This window comes from Peribacillus sp. NPDC096622 (assembly GCF_044762665.1).
Lineage (GTDB): Bacteria > Bacillota > Bacilli > Bacillales > DSM-1321 > Peribacillus > Peribacillus frigoritolerans_B.
In genome coordinates this window covers 1-16,930 of sequence record NZ_JBIWES010000029.1, presented here as the reverse complement: position 1 = coordinate 16,930, position 16,930 = coordinate 1, and the positions used below count along the sequence as shown (strand labels likewise).

At 34.2% G+C, this 16,930-nt stretch carries 20 protein-coding genes and 1 pseudogene; 5 read left to right on the top strand and 16 right to left on the bottom strand.

Going from position 1 to position 16,930, the window contains the following annotated elements; all coding sequences use genetic code 11:
- Positions 1-33: 33 nt before the first annotated feature.
- On the bottom strand, positions 34-966 hold the full coding sequence (gene bla, locus ACIQYG_RS25340) for a class A beta-lactamase (protein ID WP_402843933.1): 933 nt from the start codon (positions 964-966) through the stop codon (positions 34-36).
- Between the two features lie 306 nt (positions 967-1,272).
- On the opposite strand from bla, the gene ACIQYG_RS25335 reads away from it, so the two are divergent.
- Both ACIQYG_RS25335 and blaI read left to right on the top strand, forming a co-directional pair.
- A complete protein-coding gene (locus ACIQYG_RS25335; protein ID WP_402843974.1) occupies positions 1,273-3,084 on the top strand; it encodes a BlaR1 family beta-lactam sensor/signal transducer in 1,812 nt (603 codons plus the stop codon).
- A complete protein-coding gene (gene blaI / locus ACIQYG_RS25330; RefSeq protein WP_402843930.1) occupies positions 3,065-3,445 on the top strand; it encodes a penicillinase repressor BlaI in 381 nt (126 codons plus the stop codon). Before ACIQYG_RS25335 ends, blaI begins: the two co-directional genes overlap by 20 nt.
- 135 nt (positions 3,446-3,580) lie before the next feature.
- On the opposite strand, the gene ACIQYG_RS25325 is transcribed toward blaI, so the two are convergent.
- The 7 genes from ACIQYG_RS25325 to ACIQYG_RS25295 form a co-directional block, all read right to left on the bottom strand.
- Positions 3,581-4,072: a DUF6584 family protein gene (locus ACIQYG_RS25325; protein WP_402843971.1), complete on the bottom strand. Its 492-nt coding sequence runs from the start codon at positions 4,070-4,072 to the stop codon at positions 3,581-3,583.
- A 226-nt stretch (positions 4,073-4,298) separates the two neighbouring features.
- The gene (locus ACIQYG_RS25320) at positions 4,299-5,441 is read right to left on the bottom strand and encodes an FtsW/RodA/SpoVE family cell cycle protein (RefSeq protein WP_402843927.1); all 1,143 of its coding nucleotides are present in this window, start codon (positions 5,439-5,441) and stop codon (positions 4,299-4,301) included.
- Between the two features lie 94 nt (positions 5,442-5,535).
- Entirely contained in the window at positions 5,536-6,204 is a 669-nt protein-coding gene (locus ACIQYG_RS25315) for an RCC1 domain-containing protein (RefSeq protein ID WP_402843924.1), read from the bottom strand.
- Between the two features lie 142 nt (positions 6,205-6,346).
- Entirely contained in the window at positions 6,347-7,054 is a 708-nt protein-coding gene (locus ACIQYG_RS25310) for a cytochrome c biogenesis CcdA family protein (RefSeq protein ID WP_402843921.1), read from the bottom strand.
- Positions 7,055-7,369: 315 nt separating this feature from the next.
- Complete coding sequence (locus ACIQYG_RS25305; RefSeq protein ID WP_402843918.1) at positions 7,370-7,819, bottom strand: hypothetical protein; 450 nt, start codon at positions 7,817-7,819, stop codon at positions 7,370-7,372.
- 57 nt (positions 7,820-7,876) lie between these two features.
- On the bottom strand, positions 7,877-8,560 hold the full coding sequence (locus tag ACIQYG_RS25300) for a hypothetical protein (protein ID WP_402843915.1): 684 nt from the start codon (positions 8,558-8,560) through the stop codon (positions 7,877-7,879).
- Positions 8,561-8,926: 366 nt separating this feature from the next.
- Entirely contained in the window at positions 8,927-9,310 is a 384-nt protein-coding gene (locus ACIQYG_RS25295; RefSeq protein WP_402843912.1) for a nuclear transport factor 2 family protein, read from the bottom strand.
- Between the two features lie 273 nt (positions 9,311-9,583).
- Here ACIQYG_RS25295 and ACIQYG_RS25290 point away from each other — a divergent pair, with 273 nt between their 5' ends.
- Positions 9,584-9,742: a hypothetical protein gene (locus ACIQYG_RS25290; RefSeq protein WP_402843910.1), complete on the top strand. Its 159-nt coding sequence runs from the start codon at positions 9,584-9,586 to the stop codon at positions 9,740-9,742.
- 209 nt (positions 9,743-9,951) lie between these two features.
- On the opposite strand, the gene ACIQYG_RS25285 is transcribed toward ACIQYG_RS25290, so the two are convergent.
- The 5 genes from ACIQYG_RS25285 to ACIQYG_RS25265 form a co-directional block, all read right to left on the bottom strand.
- Entirely contained in the window at positions 9,952-10,233 is a 282-nt protein-coding gene (locus ACIQYG_RS25285; protein ID WP_402843907.1) for a hypothetical protein, read from the bottom strand.
- Between the two features lie 10 nt (positions 10,234-10,243).
- Positions 10,244-10,633 carry an SHOCT-like domain-containing protein gene (locus ACIQYG_RS25280; RefSeq protein WP_402843905.1) on the bottom strand — a complete coding sequence of 130 codons (390 nt, stop codon included), beginning with the start codon at positions 10,631-10,633 and terminating at the stop codon, positions 10,244-10,246.
- Positions 10,634-10,646: 13 nt separating this feature from the next.
- On the bottom strand, positions 10,647-11,012 hold the full coding sequence (locus ACIQYG_RS25275; RefSeq protein WP_402843902.1) for a DUF2089 domain-containing protein: 366 nt from the start codon (positions 11,010-11,012) through the stop codon (positions 10,647-10,649).
- 277 nt (positions 11,013-11,289) lie between these two features.
- Positions 11,290-11,940 carry a class I SAM-dependent methyltransferase gene (locus ACIQYG_RS25270; RefSeq protein ID WP_402843899.1) on the bottom strand — a complete coding sequence of 217 codons (651 nt, stop codon included), beginning with the start codon at positions 11,938-11,940 and terminating at the stop codon, positions 11,290-11,292.
- Positions 11,941-12,089: 149 nt separating this feature from the next.
- Entirely contained in the window at positions 12,090-12,950 is an 861-nt protein-coding gene (locus tag ACIQYG_RS25265) for a transporter substrate-binding domain-containing protein (protein ID WP_402843896.1), read from the bottom strand.
- Between the two features lie 392 nt (positions 12,951-13,342).
- Here ACIQYG_RS25265 and ACIQYG_RS25260 point away from each other — a divergent pair, with 392 nt between their 5' ends.
- Positions 13,343-13,570: a hypothetical protein gene (locus tag ACIQYG_RS25260; protein ID WP_402843894.1), complete on the top strand. Its 228-nt coding sequence runs from the start codon at positions 13,343-13,345 to the stop codon at positions 13,568-13,570.
- A 106-nt stretch (positions 13,571-13,676) separates the two neighbouring features.
- On the opposite strand, the gene ACIQYG_RS25255 is transcribed toward ACIQYG_RS25260, so the two are convergent.
- A complete protein-coding gene (locus tag ACIQYG_RS25255) occupies positions 13,677-14,240 on the bottom strand; it encodes a hypothetical protein (protein WP_402843892.1) in 564 nt (187 codons plus the stop codon).
- Between the two features lie 132 nt (positions 14,241-14,372).
- On the opposite strand from ACIQYG_RS25255, the pseudogene ACIQYG_RS25250 reads away from it, so the two are divergent.
- A pseudogene (locus ACIQYG_RS25250) lies at positions 14,373-14,540 on the top strand (ATP-dependent DNA ligase); the annotation flags it as partial.
- Between the two features lie 1,584 nt (positions 14,541-16,124).
- Here ACIQYG_RS25250 and ACIQYG_RS25245 read toward each other — a convergent pair.
- Both ACIQYG_RS25245 and ACIQYG_RS25240 read right to left on the bottom strand, forming a co-directional pair.
- Positions 16,125-16,412, bottom strand: coding sequence for a hypothetical protein (locus ACIQYG_RS25245; RefSeq protein WP_402843889.1), 288 nt, complete (start codon positions 16,410-16,412; stop codon positions 16,125-16,127).
- Entirely contained in the window at positions 16,412-16,711 is a 300-nt protein-coding gene (locus ACIQYG_RS25240; RefSeq protein WP_402843886.1) for a DUF2089 family protein, read from the bottom strand. The genes ACIQYG_RS25245 and ACIQYG_RS25240 overlap by 1 nt, the downstream gene beginning before the upstream one ends.
- Between the last annotated feature and the right edge of the window lie 219 nt (positions 16,712-16,930).

The following is a 16,930-nucleotide window of genomic DNA, read 5'->3' as shown; positions in this document are numbered from 1 at the left end:
TGCTTAACGTAACCTTTTTAGTACAATCATTTTCTATTTATTTTTTACTTTAAGGGCCTTTATTACTTCTTCTGTTGCCTCAGCAATAAGCTCATCGTTGTAATCAGCATCTTTTTTATCACGACTTGAAAGTACAGCAAGAACAATTGGGTCTCCTTTTGATGGCCAAATGATTGAAATGTCATTTCGCGTACCATATGATCCTGCTCCAGTCTTATCAGCCACTACCCAACCTTTCGGCACTCCTGCACGAATTAACGCATCTCCAGTAGTATTTCTCTTCATCCAATCTATTAAAAGCTCACGTTTCTCAGTTGGAAGTGCATCTCCCAATGTAAAAGCCTGAAGACTAGTAGCAAGTGCCCTTGGTGTACTCGTATCGTGAGTTTCACCAGGATTAACTTCATTTAAATCCGGCTCAAATCGCTCAGGGTTGGTAACATTATCTCCAATTTTCTCCAGTGATTTTTTAAATCCAGTCGGTCCCCCCAGTTGCTTAAGGATAAGGTTTCCAGCAGTATTGTCACTGTATCGAAGAGAAGCATCAGAAAGCTCCTTAAGAGTCATCCCCGTATCAACATGCTTTTCTGTAATCGGATTATAATTAACAAGATCCTCACGTGTATAGGTAATTCTTTGATTAAGTTCTTCTATTGATTTCTGTTGTAAAAGTGCTCCTACAGCTAGAGCCTTATGAGTAGATACATAAGCAAAACGCTCATCTGGATGATAGGTTACTGTTTGGTTTGTGCCAGTATCCAACGCAAAGACACCAAGTTTAGCATCATATTTTTCTTCAAGCTTAGCAAAATGATGATTATTGGCACTTTCTTGTTTTTTAGGTTTAGTTAATTCAGCATTAACGTTATTGTTTGAACAACCTACAAGCGTTGCACATGAAAGAAATAGAACAGGCATAATTTTTCTGAATGCGGAAGTACTAAAAATGTTTCTCAATGATTTCATTTAAATTCAACCTCTTTCTAAAAAATATTTATTATGTATTCTCCTGGGATAGCAGCCGGATCTTGAACTCTTGCACCCTATCTTTTGTTCATGGTGTAGACCTCCTGACTATTTGATTAGACTCTTATGTACGAATTGAAAAAGTTTTAACGGATTACATTTGTAGTCTTATTACATCTGTAGTACAGTATTACATATGTAATCAAATAAAGTCAATTCTTTATTTTTTCACCCTCAAGCCTCTATAAATATGCTATATACCTGTTTTTTAAAATTTATAAGTCAAGAGAGTTGGTATTGAAGGACATGTTTTTAACTCATTTTATAATAGGTCTATTGGTGTCTTCATTTTCCGTTACTGTTATTCTACTTATACGAAAATGGTTTGGAAGACAATTAACAGCAAAATGGCACTATCATTTGTGGATGTTTCTTTTTATGGCTTTAGCCCTTCCATTGATACCTACTGATTTATATAATTTCAGTACCCTCTTTAGCGGTGGGGATACATATCAGGCTAATGCACCCAGCTCTAATATGAACATAAATGGAACTGATATGATACATGGCCTGCACCTTATACAAGACTTTTCCGTATCGGTCAATCGGCCGGACCTGTCCTTACTTAATATTGGAGTGGTGGGTTTATGGATGTCAGGGATGCTTTTATTTACCTTTACCATGGTTCGTGGATGGCTCACACTTAGAAGGATAAAGAATTATTCTTCTCCGTTTTCCAATCAAGAAGTTCTCGTCCTTTTCGAAGAATGCAAGAAAAGACTACAGATTAAAAAATCAATAAAGATTGTTTTTTCGAAAAGAGTCCAATCTCCAATGATATTCGGACTTTTTCAAACATATATCGTCTTACCTTCCCAGCATGAAAACTGGCTTAGCTTGAAAAATTATGAGTATATCTTTCTACATGAACTAAGTCACTATAAAAACAAGGATTTGCTGACAAATTACGTGATATTGTTCTATCAAATCATTTATTGGTTTAATCCCCTTGTCTGGCTTGCTTTTAGAGAAATGAGATTGGATCGGGAAATCGCATGTGATACATCTGTTTTACAGTTACTAGATGATAATTCATTTAGTGAATATGGAAATACAATCATTAATTTTTTGGATCTTTCAAAACGGTCAAGTAAGCTACAGATAGTGACACATTTAAACGGTTCGAAGCTTCAAATCAAAAAACGAATTGAACGAATTTCTGCCTATAAACATTCAACAAAAAAACCAATAAGAAAAAGCGTCTTTATTTATGTTTTGGCCAGTATCATTTTGACAATCCAATTACCTTTCGTTTCCGCATTTGCGACGGAAAACGACCGATACTATTTTAATAATGATGGAGTGGTTTTTGAGGATTTTCATCAATTCTTTAAAGGGTATGAAGGAAGCTTTGTTTTATATGATCATGACGCACAGCAATATCGCATTTATAATGAAGAGAAAAGTACGTTGCGGGTATCACCTGATTCCACATATAAAATCTATAGTGCCTTATTTGCACTGGAATCAAATGTGATATCACCCGAAGAATCCACCCTTTCATGGGATGGGACGGAGCAACCCTATGACGCTTGGAATATGGATCAGGATGTTTCATCTGCTTTACAAAATTCTGTAAACTGGTATTTCCAAGAATTAGATCGCAGAACAGGATTTGAAACAATACAATCCAATCTACAAGCGATAAACTATGGAAATTCCGATATATCTGGGGAATTGGGCGAATTCTGGCTCGAATCCTCATTGAAAATTTCTCCAGTCGAGCAAGTCCAACTGCTGCAAGCCTTTTATTACAATCAATTGGGATATAATGAAATGCATATCCAAGCTGTAAAGGAAGCACTACTCTTAGAAAAGAGTGAGGAAGCTCGCCTATCAGGAAAAACAGGTACAGGAACAGTGAATGGAAAAAACATCAATGGTTGGTTTATCGGGTATGTAGAGACGAAGAACAATACTTATTTCTTTGCTACCAATATACAAAATGAAGATGATTCATCTGGGAGCAAGGCGGGAGAAATTACTTTATCAATTTTAAAAGATTTAGGAATCTATAAAGAAAATGGAGGGGAGAAAAATGGAGAAAAACATTCCTAGCATATCAGAATCAGAATGGGAAATCATGAACGTGCTTTGGGATAAAGCCCCTCAAACAGCAAATGACATCATAGTTTCCTTACAGGAGAGTACGCACTGGAAGCCGAAAACCATACGCACCCTTCTAGATCGATTGGTTCAAAAAGATGTAGTGGGTGTTAATAAAAATCTAAGAGTATACACCTTTTACCCGCTCTATACACAGGAAGAGTGCCAGCGTGCCGAGACCGAATCATTTATCAACCGTATCTATGGAGGTACCCTGAAATCCATGCTTGTCCAATTCATCCAGGAAGATACCCTGTCTGATGATGATGTCAATGAACTACGCTTTATTTTAAATAAGAAACCTAAAAAGTAATAATATTAAAAAGCGATTTGGAATTTATCCAAATCGCTTTTTTCGGTCGAAATAGCTAATTATAGGAAAAAATCAGTTTAAGCAATGTTATGATCGCAAGTACTATAAAACCCTCTTATAAAGCACGATTAAGGATCAAAAAATCCAGTTGAAAAGAGTGTAAACTCCGATTAATGTAAAGAGAATTGTTAATATTATGATTGAGAAGCAACCCAAACTAAACAAATTATCTTTCAGTAGATCGTCAGGTTGTTCCAACAGGCTCTCTTTCACTTTATTCTGTATAGGCGAAATTACCTGATCCAATTCCAGTCTTATTAAAATTTCATTATCACCTTTAAATTTCAGAGCTCGTGCTATTCTGAAAGGATCGTTTCCCGTAGATTTTTCGAATAAAATGCACGCTTTTACCATCTCTGATGTCTTATTCTTTTCTAAATACCAGTAACGACCTGCCATTGAAGGATATTTCAATGCAAAATAGATGTCCCCCAACTTCCTGCGGAGTTCTAACTCATTAGGATATGTCGAAATTAACCCATGTAGCCTATCCCTTGCTTTCCCTAAATCATTTTTTTCAATGTCCTCTTCTATCTTTTTAATCGTTTTTACAGGTACCTTTTCTATACAAACACCTCATTATCTTTTTTCTTTATAATCTTTATTTCTAGATAGTTCTAAATAGTTCCTTCTTCAACAACCTGCACCTTTAGTTCCATAAGACTTATGTAGAGGTGACATATACTGTGACATAAAAAAAAGACGGTTTTACCGTCTAATAGATTGCACTAGTTTTCTTAATAAAAAATAAACCTAATATTAGAAATAGAACTAATTGGAATACTTAGCCACCTTAGTCAAACATATATGATCTTTTTCGATAGCTTATTGAAAAGATTAATCCCATTGCTAACATATTGCCCATTAATGAGCTTCCTCCATAACTTATAAAAGGTAAAGGTATTCCTGTTATAGGTACTAGACCTATATTCATTCCGACATTCTCAAAAACATGGAAAAAAATCATTGAAGTAACACCGGTACATATGAAAGATTCAAAACTATTTTTTACTTCTAGAGCTAACTTCACTATACCCGAAATAAGGAGAAAATAAATTGTTACTACAATACTAGCCCCAAAGAAACCATATTTAGAAGAAATAACGCTAAATATAAAATCCGTATGTGCTTCAGGAACATATATTCCCTTTTCCAGATAACCGTAAACCCCTCCTGAACCAATGGCTAATAATGCTTTGGTTAAATTATAACCTTCACCTGATGCATAAGATTCTGGATCAATCCAAGCATAAATCCTTCCTAATTGATATGTTGCGAATCCCATTGATTGAAGCATTTCAGGGTTAAAAAAGACTAAGTATATAAGGATGCTAGCAATTAAGGAAATAATAATAAAAATTACACTAATTATTTTCCATGATATTCCCGAAACAATAAAAATCCCTGTAAAAATACATATTAATACTAAAGACGTACCTAAATCCGGTTGTAGCATAATTAAAAGTATAGGAAGAGCTGTAGCAGCTCCCATCTTAATTAATAGTAACAAATCCGTTTTTAAAGTTTTATCTAAATATTTACCATGATGTTTTTGTACCAAGAAACTTAAACAAATTATTAAAGATATTTTTGTGAATTCAGCTGGTTGTAGAGATCCGATTCCCGGAAGTTGAAACCAACTTTTAGCTCCATTTATTTCACGAGCTATTGATTCAGGTGCCAAAATTAACGCGATCAATAGAATTATGCTAAATGAGTAAATAAACCAATTCAAGCGCAATATCTGTTCAGAATCTAAATACATCATTCCTAAAATTATTCCGGCTCCTACTATATACCAAGTTATTTGTCTAAATAAAAAATTCCCTTCATATTGACCAAAATCTTGAGCATTTAATATAGCAATACAACTTGTTATAAATAGTAAAAGTAAAAGTGTAATTAGGTTGTAATCTAATTTATTTTTTGAATTCATGAATTTCCCCTTGTAAATATTTGTTTATTTTATAATTTAACTTCATTTTTTTGGATTTATCAGTTGCAGGAACTGTATCCTTTTTACGAGAAAACTAATTGTTGGGCAATTGGATGCCACGCCAGCCGCTTACATCGCATTGGCCATATCCATTATCACCCACAGCTACCACCGTGCCGTCCGATTTAAGACCGACGGTATGGGCACAACCCGCCGCAATCGCCACAATATCGCGCCAATCACTTACATTACATTGGCCATACTCATTCCAACCCACAGCCGCCACAGTACCGTCTGATTTAAGACCGATTGTATGATTACTACCCACCGCTATCGCCATAATACCGTGCCAGCCGCTTACATCACATTGGTCATTTTTATTCCAACCCACAGCTACCACCGTGCCGTCCGATTTAAGACCAATGGTACGACGCCAACCTGCCGCGACCGCTACAATATCGCTCCAGTCGTTTACATCACATTGGTTATGCTTATTCCAACCCACAGCCGCCATAGTACTGTCAGATTTAAGACCAATTGTATGAGCATTCCCCGTGTTCGTCGCCATATGAACATTACCAGCCGCGACCGCCACAATATCGCTCCAGCCACTTACATCACATTGGCCATATTTATTATCACCCACAGCTTTCACCGTTCCGTCAGATTTAAGCCCAACGGTATGACGACGCCCTGCCGCTATGGTATCTTTAGGCCACCGTTTCACCTTTAACAGCGCTTCTTTCGGTGAAATGTAATCCATCTTTTACCTCCTTGAAAACAAGACCTATTTTATTATTGTATCACTTTTGCTTGTTATACTGACCTGCCCCTTTAGTTCCATAAAAAAAGTGCTGCCTTAAAGACAGCTCCAATCTTCAGCTAACGCACCCGTTACTTAAGCCTTAGAAACCAGTAAAGCCACCAAATACATTATTTGTGAGAAAAGATGTGATATTGGTCATCCAATCAAAAAACAAGACAACCCCCATAAGAATTGTTAAATAACCGCCAATTTGAGTTATTTTGCGGTTATACTTTTTTATCCATCCTGATTTTCCTATAAAAAATGACATTGTTAAGAACGGTAAGGAAAACCCAAATATATAAGCAATCATATATACTAAACCCTGGCCAGTCGATAAACCAAGTGTTATAACGGCACCTAATATTGGTCCTATGCAAGGAGTCCAACCAGCAGCATATCCTATCCCAATTAGAATAGAACCTATATAACCAGACGGGCGATTTTTAAAATTTATTTTCCTGTCCATCATTAAGAATTTTGGTTGAAAAATCCCAACAATCATTAAACCAAAAATAATTATCAAAATAGCCCCTACCTGTCTAATTAAATCAATATATTCATAAAAGAGATCGTAAATAAAGGAAGTTGATAACCCTAATATTACAAAAATAATAGAAAATCCAATCAAAAAGAATAAGGTATGAAGCATTGGTCTGCGGTTTAATTTGTTATTATCTTCTTTTAATTCACTAACTGATAATCCTGTAATATATGATAAAAACGCAGGATATAAGGGCAAACAGCAAGGAGATATAAAAGAAAGTACCCCTGCACCAAAAGATAAAAAAATATTTAAGTCTCCCAATCTAATTTCCTCCAGTTTTGATTTTCTCTTGTATATAACTTTACCATATTTATCTATATCCTCTTAAACTACTCTGCCCCGTTAGTTCCATAAAAAAAGTGCTGCCTTAAAGACAGCTCCAATCTTCAGCTACGCACCCGTTAGTTAACACACAGAGGATATAAGACTATTGTAGAGTTGACCAATATTCGTAATCTGTTTAAATTTTGCTATATTTTTTTCAAAAAAAACAATATAGGAACATAGGTAGGTACTGCTATTCCTACAATTAAAGATGCCCAATAATAACGTACTTTTAATTAAATTGTTGGATGGTCAATGTTTTTGATTCTCTTTATTAGATAGGTATTCTGCTACATCTTTTGGAACTTTAAAATTTAAATGTAGTTTCTTGGTTCTAAGTTCGATATAAGGGCTATCTTTATATGTAATAATTGTAGCGATTTGTTTAAGTTCCTTTTTATCTGTATTTGGCTCTCCTAGTTTGACTGTATCTTCTTGGTACATCTTATAAATATACCCTTCAGTTGAATCTGAAGGAGTATCTGCAATAAGCCATTTATCAATTTTAAGTGTATTAACAAATTCATTCACTTCATCTTGATTGTCTATAACGCTTAAAACCAATTCTGGATTTTCTTCTGACGATACTTCTATCTTTTGAGATTTATAAAGCCCAGGGTCTTCTTTCAGATCTTTTTTTTCATTGCTGCACCCGAATAAAAGTACAGAAACAAATATAAATATCATAGAAATTTTTTTCATACTTGCCTTCCCCCCTCAAAGAATCAAAACCATACACTCACTAAATAAAGAAAATTTTCACCTTTCCCGATACATCTGAAATTCATTATCAGGATTGATGATTATTTTATTGTTATTTATTAATGTAATTTCAAGAGGAAATATGGCAGATGTTTTATCGGAAAATATCCACCTTCTACCAGGTTGGGCTAATATGATAAATATTCCATACCTTCTTTCACCCATGAAATTAAGGGATTTTTTACTTATTGTATTATTGTCACGCTCGTACACACCAATTTCATTTAATTTTTCGCTCACACCTATAGTGTCTTCTACAATTAAACCTATTTCACTTATGTTTAAAATGCTTTTAACCGAAAAAGGCTCCATACTATCTTCAGCAATTTCATATCTTGAAATAAATTCTACTATATTACCAGAAGGATCATAGAAGTATAGAGCATGGGCAGGTAAATGAGCAAAATCAGCTTCATCTACCCCATCTTCAACCAGTAAACTTACTCTTTCTTTTGCCCATGATTTTGCCTCATTAAATTTGTTAGCCGGTATGTTAAAAGCAAAATGATAATAGGGGTCACCTTTTACTTCTTTTGTTGTAAACTCAAATTCACCTGTACCAACAGCAATTCGAAAGCTATTCTTATCTTCATTAATGAGAGAAAAACCTAACGTTCCAATATAGAAATTTTTCATTTGCATTAAACTTTTAGTCTGTAAAACAATCGATTTAATTTCCATTGATAATAACACCTTCCTTGTATATCTAATTATGTAAGTAAGCCATTTATAAAACGTACTGACATTCTGATTAAATCATAATTATCAATTTAAGTAAATTTATTCTATTTTTACCTATATATACTAAACAACCTTATTGTTGCTGTTGAAATCTAGTCACTGCCCCTTTAGCTGCATAAGAAAAGGAGCTGCTGATCAGCTCCTGATAATGTAGTAAAACATCTGTTAATTCATTAAGAAAAGCATGTCTTATTAAAGAACCGCTCCCTTTTGTTGAGAACCGACAATATTATTAAAAGCTTTGAAGCTTGTTCACGCGTTTATTGCAATAAAGAAATCCGTTAGCGCAATTAATGTTAGATGCACTCAACTATAATCTTCAATTAATGATATTTTCCCTTCATTAAGTCCAAAAATGGACTTTCCTTTTAATTGAATCTTATCTCCACTCTTTAATCCGTTAGGCAAATCAACAGCCAGTATTGCTTCATATTCAATTTGCACTTCTGTCTTATCTTCTATAGCATTATAGTCAATAACCCTCTGACGGCGACTAGAGAAAATCTTTGACGACTTTTCCGCCAGTTCTCTAAACTCTTGTATTCCTCTGGTCTCTGTGTTCATTTCGCCATTCGTGAAATTCCTAAACATGATCTCTTTATGGAGGAGTTTAACCATACTTTCAATATCAAACGAATTGTAGGTCATAATATAATTTTCAATGATTTTTTTGCTCTTTTCACTAATCATGATATACCTCTCTCATCAATATATTTTTTTTCAATATATATTCTTTACGGCACATATATTCCCTTCAATTCCCACAAAATAATACGATCAAGTATGTAGAGGATCACTTGAGTTTCCGAGAGGTGTTACTGGTTTTTAGGTCTATTTTTGCAAAAGCAATTGGCATCTGTTTCTTCAACAATCTAGCCCAATTGTTGAACAAAGTTCAAATAGTACTCTTGAACCTTTTTGTAAATAATAAGTTTGTTAAACAATAAATGGAGGAGGACTTGTATGCAACAGAATCAACCAGCTAAAGGGAACTTGGGTTCAATTATGAAACCGGAATTTGCCGGAACTGATGCACAAAAAGTAAAACAACAAATTCAAAAAGATGTAAGCGAAGGACAAGGTGCAATGACTTCCCGAGAGGCAGGAGCAATGCGCGATTAAAAAAGCGCCCCGTATTCAACAATCGGGCGCTATTGTTGAATAAACAACATATTTTTAACCCCGTCCTACATTTAGAACGGGGTTATGCTTGTTTGAGCTTTTAAAATTAAATAACTTTATTGTCTTTTTACAGTTTTCTCGGAATTGTAGCGAGAAATTAGGATTTTCGTTCAAAATGTCAATCAGTTGTAGGTGTATTCTATAATAAATTATAGTCTAACCTTAACCTCCGTCCCGTCCTTAGCTCTGACATCCACTAGCACGATCCCCTTATAATTTTTCAGTTCCTTGACAATAGGCTTTAGCGTCTTTTTGTCTATTAGTGGAAAGGTAAAGTCCAGTTTTTTTCTTTCAAAGTGCTCTTTTGTCCATTTGTTTGCATTTTGCTGAATAAATTTTGAAGACAAAATTGAAATAACAATGTTTAAAATGGCATATGGAATTGGGATGGTAAACCGAACGTCTTTTGCTTTCACTTTTACATGCATCATAAACAAATCACTAATCAATGATGACCGAAACGGTATCCCCGTTTGCCGATTTAATATCAACAATTTGGCCATCTAATTCGTTTTCGATCGCTTCAATGATAAGGCTTATGTCTATATCTTTAACGTATTTTTCCGATTGGGGAATACTCGCTGCGATGCTGTGACCAGCCATTAATACTACCTTGACAAGTTTTATAGGCAAGTTGACCGTGACGTTATCATTTTCTGCCGATACAACACGAATTTTTAGGGTTTTATCTAAATATTTAGTCGGTTTTTCAAATAGCTTATTACCTGTTTGTTCTTTCTCTTTTAATACTTGAATCAGTTCTGATCCCTTATCTGCATCAATCTTCCCTTCTTGAACCATTGTTAACACTCTTGTAATTTCTTCTTTCATGATAAATTCCTCCCTATTCCTCTTTTAAGAGCTTAATGGCTTCTTCTGGTGTGATTTCGCCATTTTCCAACATGGTGACAATTTTTTTCTCGTCTACTTCATTTTTCTTCTTCTGCACATATCCAAGGGATGAAATGATGTCTGTTAGCTTGCCTCGAACCGTTGGATACGAAATCCCCAGTTCCTTTTCAACTTCTTTGATATTCCCTCTGCAAGTTAAAAATACTTCCACAAAATGAAGCTGATCCTTTGATAAGGATGCCAGCTTAGATAATTCAAACTCATTTTCAATCGTAGTGTCACAATGAGAGCAATGCAATTTTGTAATTTTCAATGTCTTACTGCAGACAGGACAATTTGTGATTACTTTATAAGCCATAATGGAATGCAATTCCTCCCTTTTAGTTGATTCGATTATATAACATGAAATTAAAAATATAAATAGTAAAATTAAAATTATTCAATCAAAAAATCAATAATATTAATTATTTGTTTAATATTATTGATTATCCATTTTCAATTCAATTATTATATTTACCATAATGGTTAAATTAAACAACTATATTTTAACCCCGTTCTAATTTAGAACGGGGTTATGCTCGTTTTCAAATTTTTTTAAGGGACTAACACAGGGTGAAAAAAGAATAGTACCCTTTTTAAGCTTTTTGTGACATTATTTCTAGTGTGCTATGGAAATGGGGTTGACCGTGCGTAATGTCCAAAGAGTAAGACTGAGACAAGCTTATGGTTTTATAATCCGCAAAAAAGCCTTCCAATTCACTTCTTGTAAAATAATGAAGAAACATATTTGAACTTTCATTATAAAACGTATGCTCTGCTAACTGTTCATACCTCTCTGGAGCTTTCTTTCTACCTGGTTCTTTATCATCAAAGACATTAATATATACCAACCCATTTTTTTGCAACCCATTTTTCACCTTGTAGATAATATTTTTAATTTCATTATCAGGAAAAAAATTAAGTACATTAGAAAGTATGATTAAAGAGTATTTATTTGGTTCAACCTCAAAAGAAGTAATGTCTTGAACTTTAGCGTTAACATTCAAATTGTGCTCTTTTGAAAGTTCCAAACATCTTTCTACTGCTGTTTCCGAAATATCTATACCATCAACTACAAATCCTTGTTCAGCGAAAAAAAGGGCATTTCTTCCTTCTCCAATACCTATGTCTAAAACCTCTCCGTTTTCAGGAAGCATTTCAACATATTGAGATAAGATATCATTAGGCTTGAAACCCCATAAACTATCAACATTTCTATATTCCTTCTCCCATATATTTTGTTTCATTTTTGTCACCCCCCGGTTTGCTTTCATCTTACTGTCAAAACTATATTCTTTTTTTAATTCGCTGTAGCTTTCTTACTATTAAAAGCACCTGTTAGAAAAATTGTTTCCCTACACGGCAGTATTGAGGCTAGCTTCTGGGGAGCACCTCTCTATTCCATCCACTTTTTGTAGAGGGCATCAAATTCCCCCTGGAGCTTCATTTCATCCATCCACATTTCCAAGTAGCTTGCATAAATGAAATCGCCCCTTGGGATCATATAGCCTTTTTCACTGTTTGTGAAAGGCTTGTCAGTCTGAGCCGCATACAATCTGGGATCCGCTTTTGCATACAGCATTGCTTCTACTGTGTCAGTGATCATAACATCAAACGTACCTTCTGCAACAAGATGCGGGATGTCAAGGTTGTTTTCTACAACCGTTACGTTAGCTTTGCTAAGATACTGACGGACAAATTCTTCATTTGTTCCGCCTGGATTTACGCCAATGCGTACAGAAGGCTTGTTGATATCTTCAATGGTAAGATACTTGTCTTTATCTTCCTTGCGAATCAATGGCACCTTACCGAATGAAAGGTAACCTTGGGATACATAAGCGCTTTTTTGTCTGGCTGTGTTGCGAGTCACACCGCCCACAGCGATATCAAATTTATCCGCTTGCAGGTCTTTCATCATCGTAGGCCATGTGGTAGCGACAAATTCCACCTCCACACCAAGATCTTTGCCAAGCTCTTTGGTAGCGTCCACGTCAATGCCTTCATACTCATTTGTTTCCGGGTTCAAATAGGTAAATGGTTTGTAGTCCCCCGTCATTCCTACCCGGATGTATCCACGTTTGATAATTTCATCAAGCTGGGAAGACTCAACTTTTTTCAAATGCCCTGGTGCATTTTTAGCTGCCGGTTCAGCCGAGACGTTTTGCGAGGAGATCAGGTCGTGACTGACATACCCAATCCCCAGCAAGGATAAGCTGATCACTCCAGCCATCAGTGTTTTTTTCCAATTGTTAAACATGTGATTTCCCTCCGTTTTTTTCTGTATTTTTAATTAATCTATCAATTAGTAAAAATACAACAAAATAAGAGAATCACCTTCAAAAAACAAATATTTTTCTAAGTTGATAGGAAAAGGACTACACATATTAGTCATATCTAAAATGTGTAGTCCTCATTTAATTTCCTGATGAACTGAAGCCGCTGTTTGTACGCTAAGAGAATTCCAATCTAAAAAGTCGATCTCCTCTACTTTAAAAAATTGACTTGCTTAAAGGAAACATTACTGGTACTTAATTCTTATTTATTTTCATGAAACCCTATTCCATAAGAATGTAAATCATTATAGTAAAATCGAATCAATATAAAATGAGGAATAATTTGGTAAAATAAAAATGTAAAGGAGTTGAATTTTTGCTGATGATACACATAACAAGAAAAAAGTGGTTAATTATTACCCTTTCAGTAATGATTCTTTCAATTATATTGTTTTCTACGTATGATTACTACATTGACAAGACAGCCATTGACTGGGATTTCATACTTATGCGATCTATTATCGCTCCATTGGCTATTACAGGATTTTTCTGGCTATGGGGAGATTTAAAGTTTAAAAAAAAGAAGAAGGATGAAGTTTATTAAAAGTACCGTAAAAATCTTTATCCCAGCGGACATTTGATAAACAATCCTGATACTTGGAATAATAAAAATAAAAAGCCCTTCTCACACGAGAGGGGCTTTTTTGTTATTAATATTCACTTACAGAATAACCTTTGTATGTTAACTTGTTGTTTTCAAAAACCGTATATACATGTGTGTCAGTAGTGTCACTGTAACGGCTCCAGGTATAATCTTTCTCGGTAACACCGCCAGAGGTATATGTTGAATCTAATTTCATATATTCACCTGTGATAGATACCATTTGATTATAAGTCATTCCTTTTTTTACATTCGTATATTCATTGAAAGTTATACCATTTTTAATGGGAGTAAAGAAATATCCCTTGGCTGTTTTTGTATACTTGACCCACTTTGTTCCTACTTTATCATAATCCACAAATGTTACTGTAGCATATGAAAAGTTTTTATTTGTTGCATATGGAGTTAACGTTACAGCTTTAGTTGTTTTTGCATTAATTGTATTACCTTTATAATCTTGAACCTTATAGGTAGTACCTACTAAGGCGCTCTTATAGAAAGTTGAACCGATCGGCTTTGTTACTGTTGCAGCTTCTCCTTTATTTGCTCCAACTCCTGCCAGTAATCCTAGAGCTAATACTCCTACAGTCAATGCCTTTGCTAGTTTTTTCATCTTAATTTCTCCCCCAACCCGTTAGTTATTATGAATTTATATGTACATTTGTAGTATACCTATTATTATTAACATAATCTACCTCACAGATTGCTCAACAATCAATTCTACAATAATTATGAGGTGGTAACTTTGTTTATTTCCCCAATGCTATTGCACAAAACAGAGCAACCCTTCGAGGACGATAATTTTATTACCGAGCTTGATGGTATCAGATTAATACTTTCTAAGGTTGATGATCGAATAAAATTGTATACTCGTCACAACAATGAGGTCACAAAGAAATTCCCCGAAATGCTCTAGTTGGATATTCAGGATGGAACAATATTATCTAGACCTAATTATAAAAAAACTTAATAAATAAAGGAGATTTATAAATGACTATGCTGATGTAGCAGGAACAAATGGTACTGTTTTTTCAAGTGTAGATGCTTCATCTGAAGTTACTGATTCAAAAGCTGAAAAAGTAGGCTATGATATGAATGCTGTAGGCACTTATAAATTAACTGTTAAACTTAATAATGGCTATATAGTTCTTACTAGTTATATCAAACTTACTTCTTTAAATAAAAGTAGTAAAGTTGCTCGTGTTTATCAAAAATACACATATAGAGATTAAAATTTTTAATGGAGTTGAATTAAAATGAATGTATCGTCTTCTTATTTTATATTTGGTTTAATAAATATGATTTTAATGATTGGAGCTATACCAGCTATCATATACGCATTATATTTATTACGTAAAATTTCAAAAAAATAAAGAAAAAAAGGAAGAGGGACTTTTGTAGTCCTCTTCCTTTTTTGTGTCTTTGTTTCTTCAGCCAATTACATTAAGAAAAATTCCAAAACACACTTCCTCGGGGTTCCACCAGCATTTTATACGAAACCCCTCAAATGAACGTTTTAGGGAAATTCCTAATATATCAAGCTTTTTATCCTTAGCGTGGGAAATCTGATAAACGGATGGGGCTACCCTATGAGGTGTTCAAAAAGATTCCACACAAAAAGAAAAGGGAAACCAATAGCAAAAAGATCAGTAAAAATGAAAGTATAAAGGCTAGCAAGGAAGTAGCAAGCACGTTGCAAGATACTATCCAAGTTACCCCCGAAACCAATAGTGTTAATACTAGTAAAAAGAGCAGCGACAACATTGATAGATTACTATCTGGGAAGAACGCAAAAAAGCTATATCGGGGCTTTTACTTCGATACTGATGTGATTTCAGTTATTGATTCCGTTGAGAGTGGAGTTAAGTCCGAATTAATCAATGAGTGTTTGCGAAGCGTGTTTATGTCGAAGAACTTACTATAAGATGTTGTTTTAAGGCCCTAGCAAGCCGTATAACAAGTGTTAGCGTTTTACTCAATGTTAAAATAGTCCAACAAACTATTAAACGGCCTGTATGACCGAAATACTTGAACATTTTTGTGTTTCTTAATGAACTAACGCACCCGTTAGTTTAAGAACAATCCTTCACAAACTAACGCAACATATTAGAAAAGGCCCATTGACGGCCCTTTTATGGAGGTAACGCGGCGTTAATTCAATAAGAACAATTCAAGAAAATAAAATATTTACTGTTATTATTCCTATAAGGACCATATATCAAAGCAATTCTCAGTTACCTGTTGGAACTTCTTTCATTTTTTTAACCCTATAATAATTAAAATCAACATTACTAAAATTACAATTATTGAGTTGTTGACATTGTCCAAACGCAATATAAAATAGCTAACTCCCATTAAAGAGAAAAGAATAAAGAGGAAAATTGGTATATCGAGTTTTTTTATGACCAACACCTCAGCTTTAATTTATTGTCTAAATTAATATGATAGATTAACTTCTTTATAAAAAGTTTAATCATTTTTAAAATTCTTGTGTTCGTCAATTAATATCATGTAACTTCATTTTTTCTAATTCTTTCTTTCTTTTATTTTTTAGAGATTCTCTTCCCTGAGCCCAACCTCCAAATAAAATCATCAATCCAGTAAATGCAACAAAAATAGTGTGAAAAGGATGTCCATTATCCATTCTATTGGACAACCATTCAAAAATAAAAACTAAATACAGAACAGGTAAAATTGCACCCCAGTAAACATTGGTTCTTCTAGATAAAAAAAATTGAACCCCTAATATTCCAAAGGCTATTAACCATTTATAAACTTCATCCATTATTCATCATTCCTTTCGTTTTTGTATTTATCAATAATCAATTTTGCCGTGTCTAAACTCATCCGTTCATCAATAACAAAATTTTTAATCATATTTACAAACTCTACATCTTCTGTTTTGCTATTCAGTTCAATTTTTTTAATTAATGTATCCAACTTAGCCCTTACTGTCGGATAGGAGACATTATAAATTTTAGATATATTTTTTAAAGACCCAGAATTTATAATGAATTTTCTTATAAATTCAATAGATTCTTTATCTAAAGATAAAATCCAAGCTGGTACATCCTCACGATTCATGTTTCCACCCCCTACTTTTTAATAATATTAATATATAGCTAAATAAAATTCAAGTATATATTAATATTATTTAAATATGAGGTGTGATAATCATCCCTTAAACTAGACTGCCCCGATAGTTGCAATAAATCGAGTAGGAGGAGGTGCCTAGCCTCCGACCTCTCACACCACCGTACATACCGTTCGGTATACGGCGGTTCAGTTTAAGTCTGACGTAGT

Excerpts from the sequence above, each read along its gene's own strand:
- bla (WP_402843933.1), bottom strand. The coding sequence starts at position 966 with ATGAAATCATTGAGAAACATTTTTAGTACTTCCGCATTCAGAAAAATT.
- ACIQYG_RS25335 (WP_402843974.1), top strand. The coding sequence starts at position 1,273 with ATGTTTTTAACTCATTTTATAATAGGTCTATTGGTGTCTTCATTTTCC.
- blaI (WP_402843930.1), top strand. The coding sequence starts at position 3,065 with ATGGAGAAAAACATTCCTAGCATATCAGAATCAGAATGGGAAATCATG.
- ACIQYG_RS25320 (WP_402843927.1), bottom strand. The coding sequence starts at position 5,441 with ATGAATTCAAAAAATAAATTAGATTACAACCTAATTACACTTTTACTT.
- ACIQYG_RS25315 (WP_402843924.1), bottom strand. The coding sequence starts at position 6,204 with ATGGATTACATTTCACCGAAAGAAGCGCTGTTAAAGGTGAAACGGTGG.
- ACIQYG_RS25305 (WP_402843918.1), bottom strand. The coding sequence starts at position 7,819 with ATGAAAAAAATTTCTATGATATTTATATTTGTTTCTGTACTTTTATTC.
- ACIQYG_RS25300 (WP_402843915.1), bottom strand. The coding sequence starts at position 8,560 with ATGGAAATTAAATCGATTGTTTTACAGACTAAAAGTTTAATGCAAATG.
- ACIQYG_RS25295 (WP_402843912.1), bottom strand. The coding sequence starts at position 9,310 with ATGATTAGTGAAAAGAGCAAAAAAATCATTGAAAATTATATTATGACC.
- ACIQYG_RS25290 (WP_402843910.1), top strand. The coding sequence starts at position 9,584 with ATGCAACAGAATCAACCAGCTAAAGGGAACTTGGGTTCAATTATGAAA.
- ACIQYG_RS25285 (WP_402843907.1), bottom strand. The coding sequence starts at position 10,233 with ATGATGCATGTAAAAGTGAAAGCAAAAGACGTTCGGTTTACCATCCCA.
- ACIQYG_RS25280 (WP_402843905.1), bottom strand. The coding sequence starts at position 10,633 with ATGAAAGAAGAAATTACAAGAGTGTTAACAATGGTTCAAGAAGGGAAG.
- ACIQYG_RS25275 (WP_402843902.1), bottom strand. The coding sequence starts at position 11,012 with ATGGCTTATAAAGTAATCACAAATTGTCCTGTCTGCAGTAAGACATTG.
- ACIQYG_RS25270 (WP_402843899.1), bottom strand. The coding sequence starts at position 11,940 with ATGAAACAAAATATATGGGAGAAGGAATATAGAAATGTTGATAGTTTA.
- ACIQYG_RS25265 (WP_402843896.1), bottom strand. The coding sequence starts at position 12,950 with ATGTTTAACAATTGGAAAAAAACACTGATGGCTGGAGTGATCAGCTTA.
- ACIQYG_RS25255 (WP_402843892.1), bottom strand. The coding sequence starts at position 14,240 with ATGAAAAAACTAGCAAAGGCATTGACTGTAGGAGTATTAGCTCTAGGA.
- ACIQYG_RS25245 (WP_402843889.1), bottom strand. The coding sequence starts at position 16,412 with ATGGATGAAGTTTATAAATGGTTAATAGCCTTTGGAATATTAGGGGTT.
- ACIQYG_RS25240 (WP_402843886.1), bottom strand. The coding sequence starts at position 16,711 with ATGAATCGTGAGGATGTACCAGCTTGGATTTTATCTTTAGATAAAGAA.